Consider the following 17,156-nt stretch of genomic DNA (forward strand, 5'->3'; position numbering starts at 1 on the left):
CATGGACGATCCGACCGAGCAGAGTCAGTGGCGCGGACTGCATCAGTTGCAGGCGAGGATGGACGCGGACATCGCGCGCATCTACACCGAGCGGCAGATCAAGGGCCTGAAACCGAGCTTCGTGATGGAGCTGCTCCGGCTGCACGCCAAGGGCCCGATGACGATCACCGAGCTGGCCGAGTCGGTGGGGCGGACCCACTCGGCGCTCAGTCAGAAGGTGTCGGCGATGCGCGCCGCGGGCCTGGTCCGGACCGTGCCGGGCACGGACGCGCGCAGCAAGAAGGTGGCCCTGACCGCGATGGCGAAGGGCATCGTCGAGCTGCTGGCGGCCGAGTGGCGAGCGACCGAGGCCGCGATCACCGAGCTCGAGGCCGAGCTGCCGTACCCGATGACGCAGGTGGTCCGTGACGTCGAGGAGGCGCTGGCCCGGAAGAGCTTCCACGACCGGATCGCGGAGAAGCTCGAGCAGCACCAGAAATGAGCGCTCGGCACGCGCTGATCGATCTGGAGCCGTTGCGGGTCTCGCGGCCGTTCCGGCGGTTGTGGATCGGGCAGGTGCTGTCGACGTTCGGCGGGCAGCTCGCGTTCGTCGCGGTGATGTTCCAGATCTGGGACCGGACGTCGAGTGCGGCGTGGACCGGTGCGGTCGGATTGGCGCAGGCGCTGCCGCTGATCGTGCTCGGACTGTTCGCGGGCGCGGTGGTCGACCGGGTCGAGCGGCGGCGCTTCTACCTGATCACGGTCAGCGGGCAGGTGGTCGTCTCCGGGCTGATGGCGAGTCAGTTGGTGATCGGGCCGGTGCCGGTCGGCGTACTGCTGGGGCTCGTCGCCGCCCAGGCGGCGTTCGGCGCGGCGGGTGGACCGGTGGCGCGGACCGTGCTTCCGCAGCTGCTGCCCCGCGAGTTGCTGGCCGGAGGGATCGCGCTGAACCGGATCGGGTACCAAGGAGCGCTGCTGATCGGCCCGGCCCTGGGCGGGTTGATCGTCAACGCCTGGGGTGTCGGCGTGTGTTACCTGATCGACTGCCTCAGCTTCCTCGCCGCGCTGTACGGCGTACTCGGTCTGCCGGCCATGCGGGTCGAGGCCGTCGCCCGGCCGGGGTTGCGCGGGATCGGCGACGGGTTGGCGTTCGTGGCGACCACCCCGGTCATCCGGGGCGCGCTGATCACCGATCTCGCAGCCACGGTGTTGTCGATGCCGGTCAGCCTGTTCCCGGTGATCAACGCCGAGCGGTTCGGCAACGATCCGCGGACGCTGGGCCTGTTCCTGACCGCGATCGCGGTCGGCGGGGTGACGGCGTCCGTCCTGTCCGGTTCGTTCACCCGGTTGCCACGACCCGGGGTGGTCATGCTTGCCGGGTCCGCGGGGTGGGGAGTCGCGCTCGCATTGTTCGCGTTCTCGCCGACGCCGTGGGTCGCGCTCGGCTTTCTGGCGCTCGCCGGTGCGGCCGACACGATCTCCGTCGTCTCTCGCAGCACGATCATCCAGTGGCACACCCCGAACGAGTTGCTCGGCCGCGTCACCGCGGCTGAACAGATCGTCGGTCAGGCGGGTCCGGACCTGGGCAATCTCCGCGGCGGCGTGGTCGCCCAGGTGACGTCGCCGGTCGTCTCGCTCGCGTCGGGCGCGATCCTCTGCGTCGCCGCCGTACTCGCCGTCGCGGCCACCACGCCGGGCCTCCGGCGCGCCACAGTCCCCGCCGGACGGATCACTCCGGACTGAGAGCGACGGTGCGGAAGCCTGCGTTGCCCATCGAGGACTCCGGGGTGTTCGACGAGCGGGCGGCGTTGCGGTAGCGGTTGCAGTAGGAGTCGTGGCACAAGTACGAGCCGCCGCGCATCACCCGGGCCGCGCCGAGCGACGGACCGCGCGGGTCCACGTCGGGGGAGAACTTGTAGTACCGCGGCCCGAACCAGTCCGCGCACCACTCCCAGACGTTGCCGACCGTCTGCCACAGCCCGTAGCTGTTCGGCTGGAAAGTCCGGACGGGCGCGGTGGTGAGGTAGCCGTCTTCCTCGTCGTTGCGCTCCGGGAAGACGCCCTGCCAGATGTTGCAGCGCCACTCGCCGTCTTCGGTCATCAGTTCGTCGCCCCATGGGTACCGCGCGCCTTCGAGCCCACCACGGGACGCGTACTCCCACTCGGCCTCGGTCGGCAGCCGTCGCCCGGCCCACGAGCAGTAGGCGACAGCGTCGTTCCAGCTCACGTGGACGACCGGATGGTCGTCGAGCCCGTCCAGATCGGACCGCCGCCCGCCCGGATGCCGCCAGTCGGCACCACGGACGCCGGCCCACCACGGCGTCCCGGACGCGGGACCCATCAGATCGGCCGGATCGGCCTGCAGCGCCAGGTGGAACACCGCGGAGAACCCGAAGATCTCCGCTTCGGTCCGGTACCCGGTGTCCTCGACGAAGCGGGCGAAGTCTGCGTTCGTCACCGAGGTCGCATCGATGCTGAACGGCCCGACCCGTACCTGGTGAACCGGAACCTCTCCGTCCCCCGGGTTGCCGTCCCCGGATCCGTCACCCATGGCGAACACGCCACCGTCGAGCGCGATCTGCTCGACGTCATGCCGCCCGCTCGCGACGGCAGGCGCCGGCGCCGGGGGCGGCCCGGAGGTGACGCCCACGACCGGCCGAGCCGGCGCACAGCAGGACGGCTGATCCTCACTCATACGCCCAGGATCTCAAACCGGCCGGCGGGTCACAGGGTCGGTGGGCCCTGCTCGATACGGCGGAGGACGGGGTCGAGGCGGTAGAAGTCGTCGCCCCGGATCAGTTGGCGTTCGTCCCACCAGGTGGCGCCGGCCTCGGCCAGTGGCTCGATCACTCCACGGTGATCGGCCGGGTCGGTGACACCGCCGACGATGACGTCGTACGGCGTACCGGCGGCCTCCTCACCGCGAAGCTCGCGCAGGTAGCCGATCAGTTCGCGGAGTTCCTCGATCGGCGGGGCGACGCCGTGGTTGGCGTGGAGGAACAGCGGTACGGCGCCGTCCCAGCGCGCGGCCCGTCGCATCGGGGCCTTCCGGGGCCAGTAACCGGCGATCCACACCGGCGGACGCGGCTGCTGGACCGTTGCCGGGAGCAACGCCACCTCGTCGGCCCGGTAGTGCCGGCCTTGGTGGTTCACGGTCTCACCGGACCAGTACTGCGCGAGCAGGTCGAGACCCTCGTCGAGCCGCTCGGCCAGCACCTTCGGGTCGGTCTCGTCGCCGAAGCTGCCGAACTCGTCCTCGATCGGACCGCCCAGGCCGGCACCGAAGATCACCCGTCCGCCGCTCATCGCGTCCAGCGTCGCGACCTGCCGTGCCAGCTGCTCCGGCCGCCGCCGCGCGACCGGCGTCACCAGCGGACCGAGCTTGATCCGCGACGTCGCCAGCGCGGCCGCGGTCAGCAGCATCCAGGGATCCCCGAACGCCTGCCCCGCCCGTTGCTTCTTGCTGTGGACGACGTGGTCCCAGATGAACAACCCGTCCCAGCCGGCCTGCTCGGCCGCCGTCGCGACCCGCGCGACCGTCCGGGCGTCGGCGAAGTCCCCGAAGTTGGGAATGTTGACCGAGAAGCGCATCACCGCCTCCTCACTCGAGTCGCAGTTCGACGAACGGAATGGTGTCGCCCGGCAGCAGGTAGGTCTCGACCTCAACGAAGCCGTGCGCCTTGGCGAATCTCAGGCCCTCCTCGTTGCTGGCCAGGATGTGGGTCTCGATGCCGTCGCTGCTGAGCTCACGCCCGCGGGCGAGGCTGCGTTCGTAGATGGCCGAGCCGTAGCCCCGCCGCCGATGCTCGGGCAGCACGCGGGCGATCACGGTCGCCGCCGCGGTCTCCTCCGACGGCGGGCGGACCGTCGAACATCCGACCAGGACGTCACCGGCGTACGCGACCTCCAGGATGTGACGCGTGGCGCGCTCGCGGATCTCCTCGGCCGACAACGGTCCGGTCGGGATGATCGCGTTGTGTACGTACTGCCAGTCGCCGATCGTTCGCTCGTCGTCCACCGGCACGATCCGCAGTTCGGTCACCACCCCAGCCAACAGCCGCCGACCCTGGCCGGTCAAACTGATTCCGCCCGCGGTTTCCGCTGGGCATGACCTCTCCGCGTGTGTTCTGGCACGTCGTACAAGGGGTCGGCGGCCGGGCGAAGTAGTAGCGTCCGTGTCGTGCGCATTCTCTTCGTGGGTAACAGCTTCACGGCCCGCAACAATCTGCCCGGGCTGATCAAGGGGCTGGCCGGGGCGCGCGGGATCGACCTGGAGCACAAGCTCATCCAGGCCGGAGGGGCGTCGCTTCGGCAGCACCTCAACGCCGGCAAGGCCCTCGACGCGATCGCGACCGGCGGGTTCGACGTCGTCGTACTGCAGGAGCAGAGCACGTTGCCGATCAAGAACCCGGCGCGGTTCCGGGAAAGCGCCCGCGACTTCGACGCCGCGATCACGGCAGCCGGCGCGCGGACCGCGCTCTACCTGACCTGGGCGCGCCGGAACGCGCCCGAGACCCAGCAGGCCCTGACCTCCGCGTACGCCGGCAGCGCCGCCGAACTCGGCGCGATCCTCGTCCCGGTCGGCCCAGTCTGGGAACGCTTCCTCGCCACCCACGACGAACCCGCGCTGCACGACAAGGACAACAGCCATCCCGCCCTGGCCGGCAGCTACCTCGCCGCCTGCGTCTTCCTCATCGCCCTGCTGGAGCAGGACCCGGTCGGAATCGACGTACCGGTCAAAGGCCTGGACCCGGACACCGCAACCCTCCTCCGCCAATCCGCCTGGAACATCTGCACCTCCTTCTGAAGCACCCGGTCGACATGCAGCTGACGTCGCCCGAAAGGCCACCGCCTCTGGCGGCGACACGTCGTCACTTCGCGTCGTGGAAGACCAGGCCCAGGGTGTGGCGGTGGCCGGTGCGGATTGCGGAGACGCCGTGGCGGACCGGTGCAGCCGACCAGCCGCGGCTCGACTGCACCGGGCGGTCCCGGGTGGTGAAGACCAGGCCGTGGCCCTGGGGGATGAGAGTGGCTGTGCCCCGGGACTGGGCCCGGGGGCGTTGTTCGACGAGGAGAAACTCGCCGCCGGTGTGGTCGACGCCGGGCTCGTTGAGGTTGATGACGACCTGGAGTGGGAAGACCTTGTCGCCGTACAGGTCGCGATGCAGGGCGTTCCAGTCGCCCGGGCCATAGCGGAGCAGGATCGGCGTCGGCCGGGTCTGGCCGGCCCGGTGGCAGATCTCCAGCCACTCGTCGAGCGTGTCCGGCCACTCCGCCTCGCGGCCGAGCTTCCCGTGCCAGTCCCGTGCTATCGGCAACAACCGCGGATAGAGGGCCTGGCGCAACGATTCGACCGCCTCCGGGAACGGCGCGGCGAAGTACCGGTACTCGCCCTCGCCGAACCGGTACCTGGCCATGCTGATCGTGGCCCGGAACCGCTCCTCGTCGTCGTACAGCGCGGCGATCCGGGCCGCCTCGGCCGGCGTCAGCAACTGCGGCAGCAACGCGCACCCGAGGTCGTTCACCTCCGCCGTCACCCGGTCCCAGTCCGCCTTCGCCACTCGTCGCGCGTATCGATCCATGACAGTGGAACGGCCGAGGCTCCCGGCGTGTGAGTCCGCCGCGGGGGACCAGGAGAGTGAGGGGCTGATCGACCGTACGTCGATCCGGGCGCGGCTACGTCTTGACGGGGAGGGCGCTCGGAGTGACGGTTGGGGGAGAGGTGGTTGGGCACCAGATGGGTATGGGGTACGGCGGTTGGGCGGCGTACCAACGCGGCTGGCGGACGGCCGTGGTGGTACTGGTGGTGCTCGGCCTCGTCACGGCGTTCGTGTTCGTCGGCTGGTCGACGATCGTGATCGCGTTCCTGATGGGCGGGACTCTGGTGGCCTCGGTCCATCTGAGTGTCGGCCTGGCGCAGGAGAGACCGACTTCCGAGCTGGTCCGGGACGTCCTGCGATGGGCCACCCGCGCGGGCCTGTGTGTGGTGGCGACCACCGGGTACGCGACGGCGATCGGGACCGGCACGATGTGGTTGCTTCTGCTCGTGGCGGTGACGTCACCGCCGCTCGTCAACTTCTTCCGCCCCCAGCAGTCCGCACCGGCCGTACGGCGGCCCGAGGTCAGCCCTGAACCACGCGAGCCGCGGCCCCAGCAGCCGACGAAGGACGACCGGAAGGCGAAGAAGAAGCAGCCCAAGTTCAAGCCCGAGTCCGAGCCCGAGCCGCCGGCCCTGGAGCCCATGCCGGTCGAGTCGGTCCAGCCGAAGCCGCCAGCACCGATGGACCTGAGCGCTCTCACCGACGAGGAACTCTGCCTGGCCTGGCGACGCAGCTTCACCGAGCTCCAGAGCTGTACGACGGACGAGCAGCGGCTGGCCGTGGTCACCGCCCGCAACGCCTACCTCGACGAACTCGAGCGGCGCGCCCCGGAGGCCTTCGCCCAATGGCTCGACTCCGGCCCCCGCGCAGCCGGCAACCCGGCGAAATTCTTCAGCCCCCGCACCAACCACGGCGGCCCTGAGTAAGCAACTCCGCCATGTCGCGGGCGACCGGTACGTCGAGGCCGTCCACGGGGCGGGCCGACGTGTCCTCACTCCGGAACAACCACGGCCGGAATCCGGCCGCGGCTGCCGCGACGAGGTTCGTCGGCCGATCGTCGACGAGAACCGTTCGGGCCGCCGCGAGCCCGGGATGATCCAGCACGGCCCGATAGGCACGCGGATCCGGCTTCCGAGCACCGATTCGGGAGCTGCCGAACCATCGGTCGACGTACTGGCCACAGTTCGCCGGTCGACAGCAGTCCGAGCGTGCAGCGGCGGTACGCCTTGCGGATTTCGGTCTCGCTCGACGAGCATCCGCGATCGCGGAGATACGGCACGAGAACGCCGCCGACCACGTTGCCGTGGCGGTACAGCACACCCATCGCTTCCGGCACCACGAACCGCATCACTTGATCACCCGGAGGTGGAGGTTCATGGCTTCGGCTCTGAGGAGTTCGAGTTCGGTGCGGTGGGCGCCGGGGCTGTGGTAGAAGGGGATTCCTTCGCCGAGCAGGATCGGCAGGATGTGGACGACGATCTCGTCGACCAGACCTGCGTCGGTGCACAGGCGGGGCACGGTGCCGCCGGTGACGACGAGGTTCTTGCCGCCGGCCGCCTCCAGAGCGGTGGCGACCACGTCGCGGATGTCGCCGGACACGAACCTCATCGACGGGGGCGGTGTGGTGGCCGGGTCCTTGTGGGTGAGGATGAAGATCGGCCCGGTCCAGGCGCCGCCGTACGGCTTCATCGTCTCGAAGTCATAGTCCTCGGTGATCAGCCGCCCGCCGGCCATGAACGCGCCGGTGGTCCGGATGACCTCGGCGGCCAGTTCGGACGGGCCGGTGCCGGCCGAGTACCAGTCCAGGTCGTCGTCCGGTCCGGCGATGAAGCCGTCGAGTGACATGGTCATGTGCCAGAGCACCTTGCCGGTCATCGCTGTTCCCTTCGCCGACGAAAACCTCGTACCAGCAGCCTGCCGTGCGAACGTCGCATGGGTCCAATGCCAATCCCGGCGCGAATCCATAGATACCATCGATTCATGCTCGATCTCGTCCGGCTCCGGGTTCTCGCCGCGGTCGCCGCGCACGGGTCGGTGACCGCCGCGGCGCAGGCCCTGCACTACACCCAGCCCACGGTCAGTCACCACCTCGCGCGGCTCGAGGCGGCGACCGGCGCACGGCTGGTCCAGAAGGTGGGCCGCGGCATCCGGCTCACGCCGGAAGGCGAGGTGCTCGCGCGCCGGGCGGCCGAGATCATCGGTCGCGTCGATGCGGCGGACGCCGAGTTGGCCGCGCTGATCGGACTGGAGGCCGGCCGGGTCCGCCTCGGAGCGTTCACCTCGGCGCTGACCGTGCTGGTCCCGCCGGCCGCCGCGGAGCTCCGCCGGCAGCATCCGAACATCGAGTTGGAGCTCACCGACGTTCATCCGGTCGTCGCGCAGCAGCAACTCCGCGACGGGATTCTCGATCTGGCGATCATCTTCCGGTACGACGACGAGCCGCCGGCCGACGGCATCCGCTGCACCTACTTGCTCGACGACCCGGTGTACCTGCTCAGCCGTCGTACCGGCGACAAACTCACCGACCATCGCGAGTCGGCGTGGATCGCCGGATGTGTGCACTGCCGGCAGGAGTTCCTCGAGCTGTGCGCCGCGGCCGGTTTCACGCCGCGGATCGCGTACACCAGCGACGACATCATGGTGAAGCAGGCCTTCGTGGCGCACGGACTCGGTGTCACCACGATGCCTGGACTGGCGTTGCGTTCACACCAGGCCGAGGGCGTGAAGGCGACCAAGGCGGGCGCCGTACGCCGCATCTACCTCGCGACGTACGGCGAGCCACCCGAGCCGCCGGCCACGGCGGCCTTCATCGACGCGCTCACGCAGGCGCTGCCGCAAAAGTCTCCCGGAGGTCGGCGGCGATGAGGTCGACCGCATGCCTACCGGCTGACAGCACCGCCGGGAAGTTGAGGAACGCGTGCATGGTGTCGGCATACTCGACCAGCCGAGCCGGTACGCCGTCCGCCTCGAGCCGGGCCGCGTAGGTGCGCGCATCGTCGCGCAACGGATCCCGCCCCGCGGCGAGGATCAGGGCCGGCGGAAGACCTCTCAGCGTCTCGGCACGCAGGGGTACGGCGGTCGCCGGGAGCTCGCCGGCGGGGAAGTACTGCGCTGACGACCAGCGACCGGGGGCGATGCTGAGGAACGTGCCGTCGAAGAGGCGATACGACTCGGTGTCCTGGTCGAGATCGAGACAGGGATAACAGAGGATCTGGCGGTCGGGCAGCGGTAGGCCTTCGTCCCGCGCGAGCAGGCAGGCGCCGGCCGCGAGGGCCGCGCCGGCGCTCTGGCCGCCGACCGCGAGCCGGCCGTCACCGTTGAGCTCTGCCTGGTGCTCGCGGATCCAGGCCAGGGTGTCGCGGACGTCGTGAAGCCCTGCTGGATAAGGGTGTTCGGGTGCGAGCCGATAGTTGAGCGAGACAACGATGACGTTGCCTGCGGCAGCTATCCCGGACGTCGCGTACTCGATGTCGCGCAGGTCTCCGCCGATGAAGCCGCCGCCGTGCAGCCACAACACGATCGGCCTCGGCTCGTCGGTCGCGGGGTGGTAGACCCGCGCCTGGAGGCCGCCGTCGGTCGTGATGTCCTTCGGGCGCGTGCTCGGGTCGCAGACGCCGGCCAGCTCAGGGTCGGGAAGTTCCTCGCGATCCAGCAGCAACGCCTCGTACGGATCGAGCTCGGGACCTTCGGGCTCGGAGGCGAAACGGGCGAGCAGAGCGTCGGTTTCCGACTTGAAGGCCGGCTGGTCGACGACGGTCATGCCGGCACCTGCGCGGGGTTGAGGTGGCGAGCCGCGTGGCCGAACAGGGCGCCGTCGGGCGGGGTCGAGGCGTATTCGGCCAGCGCTCCGATGCCACCGTCGTATCCGCCGCCCGTCGCCGGGTCGTTCCAGGCCGTCTCGTCGTACTGCTGGATCTCTGCGACGAGGGCCTCGTGGACACTCTGCAACCGGTGCACGAGCAGCGCGGAGGGGATGTGCCGTCCGGCTTCGACGCCGCCGACGTTGAGTGCACTGCCCGCCTCGGCCGTTTCCCAGCGCGGGTCCAGGCTCCAGTGCAACCGCCCGGCGGCGGCGTCACGCAGTACGTCGAGGGTGATCTCGTCCCACATCAGGATGTGTGCGGTCAGGTCATGGAGCGAGTCGCAGAAGTGCCCGAGCGGCCCGGACACGACCCGGTACGGCGCCCGGAGGTCGGCCTCGGTCAGTCCCTCGATCCGGTCCAGCAGCAACTGATGATCGGCCCGCAGCAACGCAGCCGCCTCGGCGGGCGAAGTGGTCGGTGTACGCATGTCCCGACCCAACCACCCCGCGCCTGACCCCCGGCCCGAATTGACGAAATTCCGCAATCCACTCAGTGGTCGATCCGCGCCCGCAGGCGAGCGCTGCGCTCGGCCGGTGCCTCGGTCGGCCGGGTGTAGACGGCCCAGTAGAGGACGAACAGGCTGGCGCCGTAGACGGCGACGCCCGCGGCCAGGGCACCGGTGAAGCTCACGGCGATCATCACCAACGACCAGAGACCGGCGGCGAGTGGGGCATAGCGGCGCCAGCCGTGCCAGTCGGCAGAGCGCAGGACCGAGACGCCGGCGACGATCAGGCCCACGGCGGTGAGGGCGACTCCGAGGCCGAAGACTGCGCCGACGATCTGCGGCCCGGTGTCGTCCATTCGCTGGTCGGCGAACGGGATCGTCGCAAGCTCGGCGACGAAGAACACGAACGTGCCCACCAGGGCAAGTGCGGTCCCGATCCTGGCCGCTCGGGTGCTCACGGTTCGCGCGAAGCCGAGCATGCCGGCGAACACGAGCAAGTGGAAGACGGCGTACAGGCTGGAGACCGGAACCAGCGCCGCACTGCTCCACGGGTAGCTCCACTGTTCGTCGGAGACGTCGGACGCCGGCTGGACCACCGCGGCGACGAGGACGCCGGACAGCGCGGTCAACGCGGCACCGACCAGGCCGACAGCGGCGAGTTTGCGGATGTCGTTCATGGTTCCACCTCTCGAAGGGTTTCCGTTCCCTCGACGCTAGGAATCGGCGGCTCCCCGCCGCATCGGCGGCACCACGGCAAACCGGCGAGCGAACCGGCGCGACCGGTGTCAGTGCCAGCACTGTTGGCGGGACCATGCGGCGCTGCCACGATGGTGGCGTGGGTGGGAGGAGCCGGCGGCCGGTTCCGGCCGTGCTGTTCGGGGCGACGGTGATCGCGGAGATCGCCGCCGTCGTCCTGTCGTGGCGCCTCGAACCTCTGTACGAGACCCTCCTGTACGCCGTCTTCACGCTCGCCAGCGTCGGCGCCGGGGCCCTGATCGCTCACCGGCGCCCGGAGAACCCGATTGGCTGGCTCTTCTGTGGTTTCGGCGTACTGAACGCGTTCTCGGCGGACCTCGCCGAAGGCTGGGGACTCCGGGCCGCGGCCGAGGGCTGGCCGGGCGGTCCGATCGGCGAATGGATCAGTACGGCGAGCTGGCTGCCGAGCGGCTACGGCTGGACGCTCACGTTCCTGCTCTTCCCGACCGGCCGGCTCCCTGGCCCGCGCTGGCGACCGGTGCCGTTGGTGGGCGCGGTCGGCCTCGTGCTCGCCATGGCCGGCTGGTCACTGAGCCCGGACCGCGACCGGGACTTCGCCGGCGGTCAGAATCCGCTGGCGGTCGAGTCGCTGCCGACCGGCGTACTGTTCGCCGTCGGGATGCCCTTGTTCCTCGGCGCGCTGATCGCCGGTGTGCTGTCACTCGTCGTCCGATTCCGGCGCTCCCGTCCGCTGGAACGCCAGCAACTCAAGTGGTTCGCACTCGCCGCGTCCGTCGCCGGGGTGGCCCTCCCGATGAGCTTCGCGCTCTGGTACGTCACCCCGCTCGCCGATCTCCTGGCCGCCGTCGCGCTGACCGGTCTTCCGCTGGCCGCGGCCGCGGCGATCCTGCGCTACCGCCTCTACGACATCGACCTGTTCATCAGCCGCACGGTCGCCTACGCGACGCTGACCGTCCTGCTCGGCGCGGCGTACGTCGTACTGGTCATTGCCCTCGGCGCCTTCTTCGGCCGGGGCTCGCCGTGGGCCACAGCCGCGGCGACGGTGGTGTGCGCGATCCTGTTCCGTCCGTTGCGCGGCCGGATCCAGGACGCGGTCGACCGCCGGTTCAACCGCTCCAGGTACGACGCCCGGCACCGGATGGCCGCCTTCCTCGACGACGTCCGGGCCGGCCGTCACCCACCCGAGGACGTGCAGGCGGTCCTCCGCGAGATCCTCGCCGACCCTGAGCTCGACCTGCTGGTGTTCCTGCCGGAGAGTCAGCGGTACGTCGATCTGTCCGGGAACCTCCGTGAAGACGACCACCGGCACCGGATCGCGATCGAACGCGGTGACCAGCCGATCGGCGTCGTCCTGCACGACAGCCCGGCCGGACTCGGTCCGGAACTGCTCCGCCGCGTGGTCGAGGACGGTGGACTCGCGATCGAGCTCGCCCGGCTGCGCGCGGAACTCCGGCTCCAGCTGATCGAGGTCAAGGCGTCGCGGGCCCGGATCGTTGCCGCCGGCCACGCCGAACGCCGCCGGATCGAACGCGACCTGCACGACGGCGCCCAGCAGCGCCTGGTGTCCATCGGGCTGGCGCTTCGGCACGCGCAGCACCAACTGGGTTCGTCGCCGGAGGCAGCCGGCGCGACGCTCGAGAGCGCGGTGGCGGAGGTGTCCGTCGCGATCGCCGAGCTGCGGGAACTCGCTCGCGGCCTGCCGCCGACCCAGCTGGACGCGGGACTCGCACCGGCCTTCCACGACCTTGCCCGCCGGGCTCCGTTGCCGGTGTCGGTCGACGTACCGGACGAGCGGTTCGGCTCGGACGTCGAGGCGGCGGCGTACTTCATCTGCTGCGAAGGACTCACCAACGCGGTCAAGCACGCCAACGCCACCCGCGTCGACCTCTCCGCTCGCCGGCGGAATCACAGCCTGCTGATCACGGTGACGGACGACGGCGTCGGCGGTGCGGCGGCTCGGGGCAGCACGGGGCTCACCGGGCTCGCCGACCGGGTCGCGGCGCTCGGCGGCATCTTCCGCATCGACAGCGAGCCCGGTCGCGGTACGACGCTCATCGCGGAGTTGCCATGCGGATCGTGATCGCGGAGGACCAGGTGCTGTTGCGCGAAGGGCTGAAGATGCTCTTCGCCGACGGCGGGCACGAGGTGGTGGCGACTCTGGGCGACGCGGACGGGCTGGTCGCCGCGGTGGCGTCGTACCGGCCGGATCTCGTCGTCGCCGACATCCGGATGCCGCCTTCGTTCAGTGACGAAGGGGCGCGGGCGGCGGAGGTGGTGAAGACGCAGTACCCGGAGGTCGGCGTACTGCTGTTGTCCCAGCACATCGAGACGACGCACGTCGTCGGCCTGGTGTCGCTGGGCGGATTCGGTTACCTGCTGAAGGATCGCGTGCTCGACGTCGGCGAGTTCCTGGCGGCGGCCGAACGGGTCGCCCGGGGCGGGTCGGCCCTGGATCCGCAGGTGGTCGCCGGTCTGGTGGCGCGGCGTGGTGACACCGACCCTCTGGCCGCACTGACCGATCGCGAGCGGGACGTGCTGGAGTTGATGGCCGAAGGGCTGACCAACAGTGGGATCGCCAGGCGGCTGTTCCTGAGCGAACGTACGGTCGAAGCCCACGTCAGGCACGTCTTCACGAAGCTCGGGTTACCCGACTCGGAGGACGGTCACCGGCGCGTTCTCGCCGTACTGACCCACCTCAGCGCGGCCACTCCTGGCCGCGGTCTGCCCGGACTTCTGTGACCCGTCGGCGGCGGACCTGGTCGACCACGATCAGAACAACGCCGACGGCGGCCAGGCCGAAGAAGGAACCGACGGCGCTCAGCGCCGGGACGAGGAACGTACCGGCGGTATGGCGGCGGCCGACGAAGTAGGTGGCGCTCCGGTCCGTGCAGACGACGTCGACCGTCTGCGCCGGGATCTCCTCGACCGAGTGGGCGACCACGTAGTAGACGTCACCGGCGTTGTCGAACTGCTCCGACCGGGACGGTTCCTTCAGGGCGATCGCAGTACCGCTCGCGTCCTTCGCCGTACAGCTCTGGCCGGCCCCCCGCTCCGACGCGAAGATCGTCAGCCCTGGTCCGTCGAGCTGGACCGGCCCGTCGCCGACCGGTGCCGGCTCGCCCGGAAGGTTGCGCATCAGCTGTACGACGAAGAAACCGCTGACCACGAAGGCCAGCACCAGGCAACCGACACCGGTCCAGGTCAATTTCCGCATGCGCGAACACTAGCCTCACGTCCAGATGAATCGGGGGCCTCCCGCAGCCCCTGATGGCTCTCCGCAACCTTCCCGCCCAGGACGGCGGCTTGTAGGTCACGGTTTCGGATTTTGGGCGGCGAGGTCTTGTCAGGGGTTATTCCAATGGTTAGTTTAACCGCCACTTGAACCCGAGGGTGCCGTCCGGAGACGCCCGCCGCAGGGGTTCGCAAGGCTTTGGAGGAACACGATGGACGGGACGCAGCTTTCGCGTCGGGGTTTTCTCGGGATGGGTCTGGCCGCGGGCGTCATCACGCTCACCGCGTGCGGGTCGGACAGTGACAAGAGTTCTTCGTCGGGCAGTTCCACCGCCGCCAGCCTGGTGATGACGGTGTGGGGCGGCGAGAACGACAAGACGACGTACCAGAAGCGGATCGACCTGCTGGTGAAGAAGTTCCCCGAGCTGAAGGTGACGCTGCAGCTGATCCCGAACGACGGGTACGCGCAGAAGGTCCAGACGATGATCGCCGGCGGCAAGGGCCCCGACATCATGCAGGTGGCCGAGAGCGTCAACGTCTACTCGAGCAAGAACCAGATCCAGCCGCTGGACGAGCTGGCCTCGAAGGCCGGGCTCGACCTGGAGAAGCGGTTCGGCTCGATCGGCAAGCTGTACTCGTACCAGGACAAGGTGTACGCGGTCCCGGACCGCTCCGGCGCGATGATCGTCTACTACAACAAGGCGTTGTTCGATGCCAAGGGCATCAAGGCGCCGACCGCCGACTGGACCTGGGACGACGCGCTCAGCGCGTTCAAGGAGCTGACCGTTCCGGGCAAGCAGTGGGGGTACGCCGGCGGCGGCTGGTGGGCCCAGTGGTGGAGCTTCGTCTACCAGAACGGCGGCAAGATCATCGACGACAGCGGCCGGCCCGCGGTCGCCACCGACGAGGTGATCGAGGCGCTGCAGTGGACCGGTGACCTGATCTTCAAGCACGGTGTCGTCCCGACCCAGAAGCAGTACGCCGACATGGGTGCGGACGTCGGCGGTGACCAGGCGTTCGCCAACGGCAAGGTCGCGGTGAACACGACCGGCTTCTGGGGGATCAGCGGCCTGACCAAGAGCAAGATCGAGTGGGACATCGCGCCGCTGTGGCGGGGCAAGCAGCAGGCGGTGACCGCGTTCGGCAGCGGGCTGGCGATCTCCCGCACCGCGAAGAACCCCGAGGCCGCGTTCAAGGCGATCGACTTCCTCACCTCGCCGGAGGCGCAGCAGCAGATCATCGCCACCGGCCAGGACGTGCCGGCCAACATCGAGGTGCAGAAGAGCGACGCGTTCCTCAAGCCGGCCTGGATGACCAAGCCGGTGAACCTGGACGTGTTCGGCGAGTCGAGCGACTTCGTCTACCGGGCGCCGTTCATCCCGGCCTGGAACGAGATGCAGAAGGCGTTCGACGACGGGCTGGCCGACTTCTGGCTGGGCAAGCAGGACGCGCGCACCGCGCTGACCGCCATCCAGAAGCGGCTCGAGACCATCGTCAAGCCGAGCTGATGTCCAGGTTGCGCCGCCGCGAGGCGATGTGGTTCTACCTGTTCGCATCGCCGTGGATCATCGGGTTCGTCGTGTTCCTGCTCGGGCCGATGATCGCGTCGATCTACATCTCGCTGACCGACTGGGACTCGTTCACGCCGCCGAAATGGGTCGGGCTGGAGAACTACACCCGGCTGCTGACCGAGGATCCGGTGTTCTGGAAGGCGTTGTGGAACACGTTCTACTACGCCGCGATCTCGGTGCCGCTCGGGCTCGGGATCGGCCTGTGGCTGGCGAACCTGCTGAACAAGCAGGTTCGCGCCCGCAAGGTCTTCCGGACGCTGATCTACCTGCCCACCCTGGTGCCGCTGGTCGCGACGGCGATGATCTTCAAGATGGTGCTGGCCCCGTCCGGCCCGCTCAACGACGTGCTCGGGGTGTTCGGCATCCCGGGCCCGTCGTGGCTGCTGGAAGCGGTCTGGGTGAAACCGGCGCTGATCCTGCTGTCGGTCTGGGGCGCCGGCGGCGCGACCGTACTGTTGCTGGCGGCAATGAAGGGCATCCCGCGGGAGCTCTACGAGGCGGCCGAGGTGGACGGCGCCGGGCCGGTCCGGCAGTTCTGGAGCATCACCGTCCCGCAGTTGACCCCGATCATCTTCTTCAACCTGATCATGGGCCTGATCGGGGCGTTCCAGGTGTTCTCGCAGGTCTACATCCTGACCAAGGGCGGGCCGAACAACGCCAGCCAGATGATGGTGCCGATGCTGTTCGACGAGGCGTTCTCCTTCTACCACATGGGGTACGCGTCGGCGCTGTCGTGGCTGTTGTTCGCGGTGATCCTGGTGTTCACGCTGCTCGCCTTCCGCACCGCCCGGCGCTGGGTGTTCTACGAGACCGAGGTGAAGTGATGGCGACCGTTCTGACCCCTGCCCCGCCGACTCAGCTTGACCCTGAGCCGGGGCCGCGATCGCAGAGCCGGGACCGGGTGATGGGCGTGTTCCGGGCGACGCCGTTCACCTACGCCACGCTGATGATCGTGTCGGCGGTGCTGTGCGTGCCGCTGGTGTTCGTGGTGTCGATCGCGCTGTCCAGCGACCAGACCGTGAACGCGAACACCTTCACCATCCTTCCGCGCGAGTTCCACTGGGAGAACTTCACCCGGGTGTTCGGCACCGACCTGCCGATGCAGCGGTTCCTGCTGAACTCGGTGATCATCTCGACCGGTGCCGTGATCGGTCAGATGCTGTCCAGCGGACTGGTCGGCTACGCGTTCGCCCGGTTGCGGGCGCCCGGCAAGAACGTGCTGTTCATCATCGTGCTGGCGACGATGATGATCCCGGCGCAGATCACGATGATCCCGCAGTTCATCCTGTTCAAGGAGCTCGGCTGGGTGAACACGTTCCTGCCGCTGATCGTGCCGAACTTCTTCTCCAACGCGTTCAACGTCTTCCTCGTCCGGCAGTTCGTGTCCCGGCTGCCGAGCGAGATCGACGAGGCCGCGATGGTGGACGGACTCGGCTTCTTCGGCATCTACCGGCGGATCATGCTGCCGATGCTCGCGCCGGTACTGATCGCGATCGGCATCTTCACCCTGACCGCGACCTGGGGTGACTTCATGGGCCCGTTGATCTACCTGAACGACGAGACCAAGATGCCGCTCGCACTGGGCGTGCAGTACATCACCAGTACGTCGCAAGCACTGCAGGCGCCACCGTGGAACCTGGTGATGGTCGGGTCGATCCTGCTCACCCTGCCGATGATCCTGGTGTACTACCTGGGTCAGCGCTACCTGTACGAGATGGACATCAGCGGCGGAAGTGCGGGGGTCAAGTGA

The 17,156-nt window shown here is 69.2% G+C and carries 20 protein-coding genes; 10 read left to right on the forward strand and 10 right to left on the reverse strand.

From position 1 onward, the window contains the following. Position 1: 1 nt before the first annotated feature. Positions 2–481 carry a MarR family winged helix-turn-helix transcriptional regulator gene (locus ACYVOK_RS17835; protein ID WP_460663560.1) on the forward strand — a complete coding sequence of 160 codons (480 nt, stop codon included), beginning with the start codon at positions 2–4 and terminating at the stop codon, positions 479–481. Then, the gene (locus tag ACYVOK_RS17840) at positions 478–1,722 is read left to right on the forward strand and encodes an MFS transporter (RefSeq protein ID WP_460663561.1); all 1,245 of its coding nucleotides are present in this window, start codon (positions 478–480) and stop codon (positions 1,720–1,722) included. Before ACYVOK_RS17835 ends, ACYVOK_RS17840 begins: the two co-directional genes overlap by 4 nt. Here ACYVOK_RS17840 and ACYVOK_RS17845 read toward each other — a convergent pair. Genes ACYVOK_RS17845 through ACYVOK_RS17855 form a run of 3 tightly spaced genes read right to left on the reverse strand, consistent with a single transcriptional unit; the run spans position 1,709 to position 4,021 of the window. Then, on the reverse strand, positions 1,709–2,674 hold the full coding sequence (locus ACYVOK_RS17845) for a formylglycine-generating enzyme family protein (protein ID WP_460663562.1): 966 nt from the start codon (positions 2,672–2,674) through the stop codon (positions 1,709–1,711). The two genes, ACYVOK_RS17840 and ACYVOK_RS17845, sit on opposite strands and share 14 nt — an antisense overlap. 29 nt (positions 2,675–2,703) lie before the next feature. Beyond that, positions 2,704–3,570, reverse strand: coding sequence for an LLM class flavin-dependent oxidoreductase (locus ACYVOK_RS17850; protein ID WP_460663563.1), 867 nt, complete (start codon positions 3,568–3,570; stop codon positions 2,704–2,706). Positions 3,571–3,580: 10 nt separating this feature from the next. Further along, positions 3,581–4,021, reverse strand: a complete 441-nt coding sequence (locus ACYVOK_RS17855; protein ID WP_460663564.1) for a GNAT family N-acetyltransferase — start codon at positions 4,019–4,021, stop codon at positions 3,581–3,583. A 138-nt stretch (positions 4,022–4,159) separates the two neighbouring features. On the opposite strand from ACYVOK_RS17855, the gene ACYVOK_RS17860 reads away from it, so the two are divergent. Next, positions 4,160–4,786: a hypothetical protein gene (locus ACYVOK_RS17860; RefSeq protein WP_460663565.1), complete on the forward strand. Its 627-nt coding sequence runs from the start codon at positions 4,160–4,162 to the stop codon at positions 4,784–4,786. 64 nt (positions 4,787–4,850) lie between these two features. On the opposite strand, the gene ACYVOK_RS17865 is transcribed toward ACYVOK_RS17860, so the two are convergent. Continuing rightward, positions 4,851–5,561 (reverse strand): 2OG-Fe(II) oxygenase, encoded by a 711-nt coding sequence (locus ACYVOK_RS17865; RefSeq protein WP_460663566.1) that lies wholly within the window; start codon positions 5,559–5,561, stop codon positions 4,851–4,853. 155 nt (positions 5,562–5,716) lie between these two features. Between ACYVOK_RS17865 and ACYVOK_RS17870 the strand changes: the two genes are divergently transcribed. Beyond that, on the forward strand, positions 5,717–6,505 hold the full coding sequence (locus tag ACYVOK_RS17870; protein WP_460663567.1) for a hypothetical protein: 789 nt from the start codon (positions 5,717–5,719) through the stop codon (positions 6,503–6,505). Here ACYVOK_RS17870 and ACYVOK_RS17875 read toward each other — a convergent pair. Continuing rightward, a complete protein-coding gene (locus tag ACYVOK_RS17875; protein ID WP_460663568.1) occupies positions 6,471–6,899 on the reverse strand; it encodes an HAD-IA family hydrolase in 429 nt (142 codons plus the stop codon). The genes ACYVOK_RS17870 and ACYVOK_RS17875 overlap by 35 nt on opposite strands. Positions 6,900–6,926: 27 nt before the next feature. Then, the gene (locus ACYVOK_RS17880; RefSeq protein WP_460663569.1) at positions 6,927–7,454 is read right to left on the reverse strand and encodes a dihydrofolate reductase family protein; all 528 of its coding nucleotides are present in this window, start codon (positions 7,452–7,454) and stop codon (positions 6,927–6,929) included. 105 nt (positions 7,455–7,559) lie between these two features. Here ACYVOK_RS17880 and ACYVOK_RS17885 point away from each other — a divergent pair, with 105 nt between their 5' ends. After that, on the forward strand, positions 7,560–8,444 hold the full coding sequence (locus tag ACYVOK_RS17885; protein ID WP_460663570.1) for a LysR family transcriptional regulator: 885 nt from the start codon (positions 7,560–7,562) through the stop codon (positions 8,442–8,444). On the opposite strand, the gene ACYVOK_RS17890 is transcribed toward ACYVOK_RS17885, so the two are convergent. The 3 genes from ACYVOK_RS17890 to ACYVOK_RS17900 all read right to left on the reverse strand — a co-directional run bounded on the left by ACYVOK_RS17890 (position 8,398) and on the right by ACYVOK_RS17900 (position 10,564). Then, positions 8,398–9,339, reverse strand: a complete 942-nt coding sequence (locus ACYVOK_RS17890) for an alpha/beta hydrolase (protein ID WP_460663571.1) — start codon at positions 9,337–9,339, stop codon at positions 8,398–8,400. The genes ACYVOK_RS17885 and ACYVOK_RS17890 overlap by 47 nt on opposite strands. Continuing rightward, positions 9,336–9,869: a hypothetical protein gene (locus tag ACYVOK_RS17895; protein WP_460663572.1), complete on the reverse strand. Its 534-nt coding sequence runs from the start codon at positions 9,867–9,869 to the stop codon at positions 9,336–9,338. Before ACYVOK_RS17895 ends, ACYVOK_RS17890 begins: the two co-directional genes overlap by 4 nt. Positions 9,870–9,931: 62 nt before the next feature. Then, complete coding sequence (locus tag ACYVOK_RS17900; protein ID WP_460663573.1) at positions 9,932–10,564, reverse strand: hypothetical protein; 633 nt, start codon at positions 10,562–10,564, stop codon at positions 9,932–9,934. A 158-nt stretch (positions 10,565–10,722) separates the two neighbouring features. Between ACYVOK_RS17900 and ACYVOK_RS17905 the strand changes: the two genes are divergently transcribed. Both ACYVOK_RS17905 and ACYVOK_RS17910 read left to right on the forward strand, forming a co-directional pair. Next, positions 10,723–12,684, forward strand: a complete 1,962-nt coding sequence (locus ACYVOK_RS17905) for a sensor histidine kinase (protein WP_460663574.1) — start codon at positions 10,723–10,725, stop codon at positions 12,682–12,684. Further along, on the forward strand, positions 12,672–13,343 hold the full coding sequence (locus tag ACYVOK_RS17910; RefSeq protein WP_460663575.1) for a response regulator transcription factor: 672 nt from the start codon (positions 12,672–12,674) through the stop codon (positions 13,341–13,343). Before ACYVOK_RS17905 ends, ACYVOK_RS17910 begins: the two co-directional genes overlap by 13 nt. Here the strand turns inward: ACYVOK_RS17910 and ACYVOK_RS17915 are convergent. Beyond that, on the reverse strand, positions 13,300–13,818 hold the full coding sequence (locus ACYVOK_RS17915) for a hypothetical protein (protein ID WP_460663576.1): 519 nt from the start codon (positions 13,816–13,818) through the stop codon (positions 13,300–13,302). The genes ACYVOK_RS17910 and ACYVOK_RS17915 overlap by 44 nt on opposite strands. 229 nt (positions 13,819–14,047) lie before the next feature. On the opposite strand from ACYVOK_RS17915, the gene ACYVOK_RS17920 reads away from it, so the two are divergent. From ACYVOK_RS17920 to ACYVOK_RS17930, 3 genes are read left to right on the forward strand one after another with little or no spacing between them, the layout of a single operon-like run. After that, positions 14,048–15,343: an ABC transporter substrate-binding protein gene (locus tag ACYVOK_RS17920; protein ID WP_460663577.1), complete on the forward strand. Its 1,296-nt coding sequence runs from the start codon at positions 14,048–14,050 to the stop codon at positions 15,341–15,343. Beyond that, positions 15,343–16,230, forward strand: a complete 888-nt coding sequence (locus ACYVOK_RS17925) for a carbohydrate ABC transporter permease (RefSeq protein WP_460663578.1) — start codon at positions 15,343–15,345, stop codon at positions 16,228–16,230. The genes ACYVOK_RS17920 and ACYVOK_RS17925 overlap by 1 nt, the downstream gene beginning before the upstream one ends. After that, entirely contained in the window at positions 16,230–17,156 is a 927-nt protein-coding gene (locus ACYVOK_RS17930; RefSeq protein WP_460663579.1) for a carbohydrate ABC transporter permease, read from the forward strand. The genes ACYVOK_RS17925 and ACYVOK_RS17930 overlap by 1 nt, the downstream gene beginning before the upstream one ends.

The organism is Kribbella swartbergensis, from assembly GCF_054784135.1.

Excerpts from the sequence above, each read along its gene's own strand:
- ACYVOK_RS17890 (WP_460663571.1), bottom strand. The coding sequence starts at position 9,339 with ATGACCGTCGTCGACCAGCCGGCCTTCAAGTCGGAAACCGACGCTCTG.
- ACYVOK_RS17920 (WP_460663577.1), top strand. The coding sequence starts at position 14,048 with ATGGACGGGACGCAGCTTTCGCGTCGGGGTTTTCTCGGGATGGGTCTG.
- ACYVOK_RS17865 (WP_460663566.1), bottom strand. The coding sequence starts at position 5,561 with ATGGATCGATACGCGCGACGAGTGGCGAAGGCGGACTGGGACCGGGTG.
- ACYVOK_RS17885 (WP_460663570.1), top strand. The coding sequence starts at position 7,560 with ATGCTCGATCTCGTCCGGCTCCGGGTTCTCGCCGCGGTCGCCGCGCAC.
- ACYVOK_RS17880 (WP_460663569.1), bottom strand. The coding sequence starts at position 7,454 with ATGACCGGCAAGGTGCTCTGGCACATGACCATGTCACTCGACGGCTTC.
- ACYVOK_RS17910 (WP_460663575.1), top strand. The coding sequence starts at position 12,672 with ATGCGGATCGTGATCGCGGAGGACCAGGTGCTGTTGCGCGAAGGGCTG.
- ACYVOK_RS17930 (WP_460663579.1), top strand. The coding sequence starts at position 16,230 with ATGGCGACCGTTCTGACCCCTGCCCCGCCGACTCAGCTTGACCCTGAG.
- ACYVOK_RS17915 (WP_460663576.1), bottom strand. The coding sequence starts at position 13,818 with ATGCGGAAATTGACCTGGACCGGTGTCGGTTGCCTGGTGCTGGCCTTC.
- ACYVOK_RS17845 (WP_460663562.1), bottom strand. The coding sequence starts at position 2,674 with ATGAGTGAGGATCAGCCGTCCTGCTGTGCGCCGGCTCGGCCGGTCGTG.
- ACYVOK_RS17870 (WP_460663567.1), top strand. The coding sequence starts at position 5,717 with ATGGGTATGGGGTACGGCGGTTGGGCGGCGTACCAACGCGGCTGGCGG.
- ACYVOK_RS17900 (WP_460663573.1), bottom strand. The coding sequence starts at position 10,564 with ATGAACGACATCCGCAAACTCGCCGCTGTCGGCCTGGTCGGTGCCGCG.
- ACYVOK_RS17895 (WP_460663572.1), bottom strand. The coding sequence starts at position 9,869 with ATGCGTACACCGACCACTTCGCCCGCCGAGGCGGCTGCGTTGCTGCGG.
- ACYVOK_RS17925 (WP_460663578.1), top strand. The coding sequence starts at position 15,343 with ATGTCCAGGTTGCGCCGCCGCGAGGCGATGTGGTTCTACCTGTTCGCA.
- ACYVOK_RS17835 (WP_460663560.1), top strand. The coding sequence starts at position 2 with ATGGACGATCCGACCGAGCAGAGTCAGTGGCGCGGACTGCATCAGTTG.
- ACYVOK_RS17840 (WP_460663561.1), top strand. The coding sequence starts at position 478 with ATGAGCGCTCGGCACGCGCTGATCGATCTGGAGCCGTTGCGGGTCTCG.
- ACYVOK_RS17850 (WP_460663563.1), bottom strand. The coding sequence starts at position 3,570 with ATGCGCTTCTCGGTCAACATTCCCAACTTCGGGGACTTCGCCGACGCC.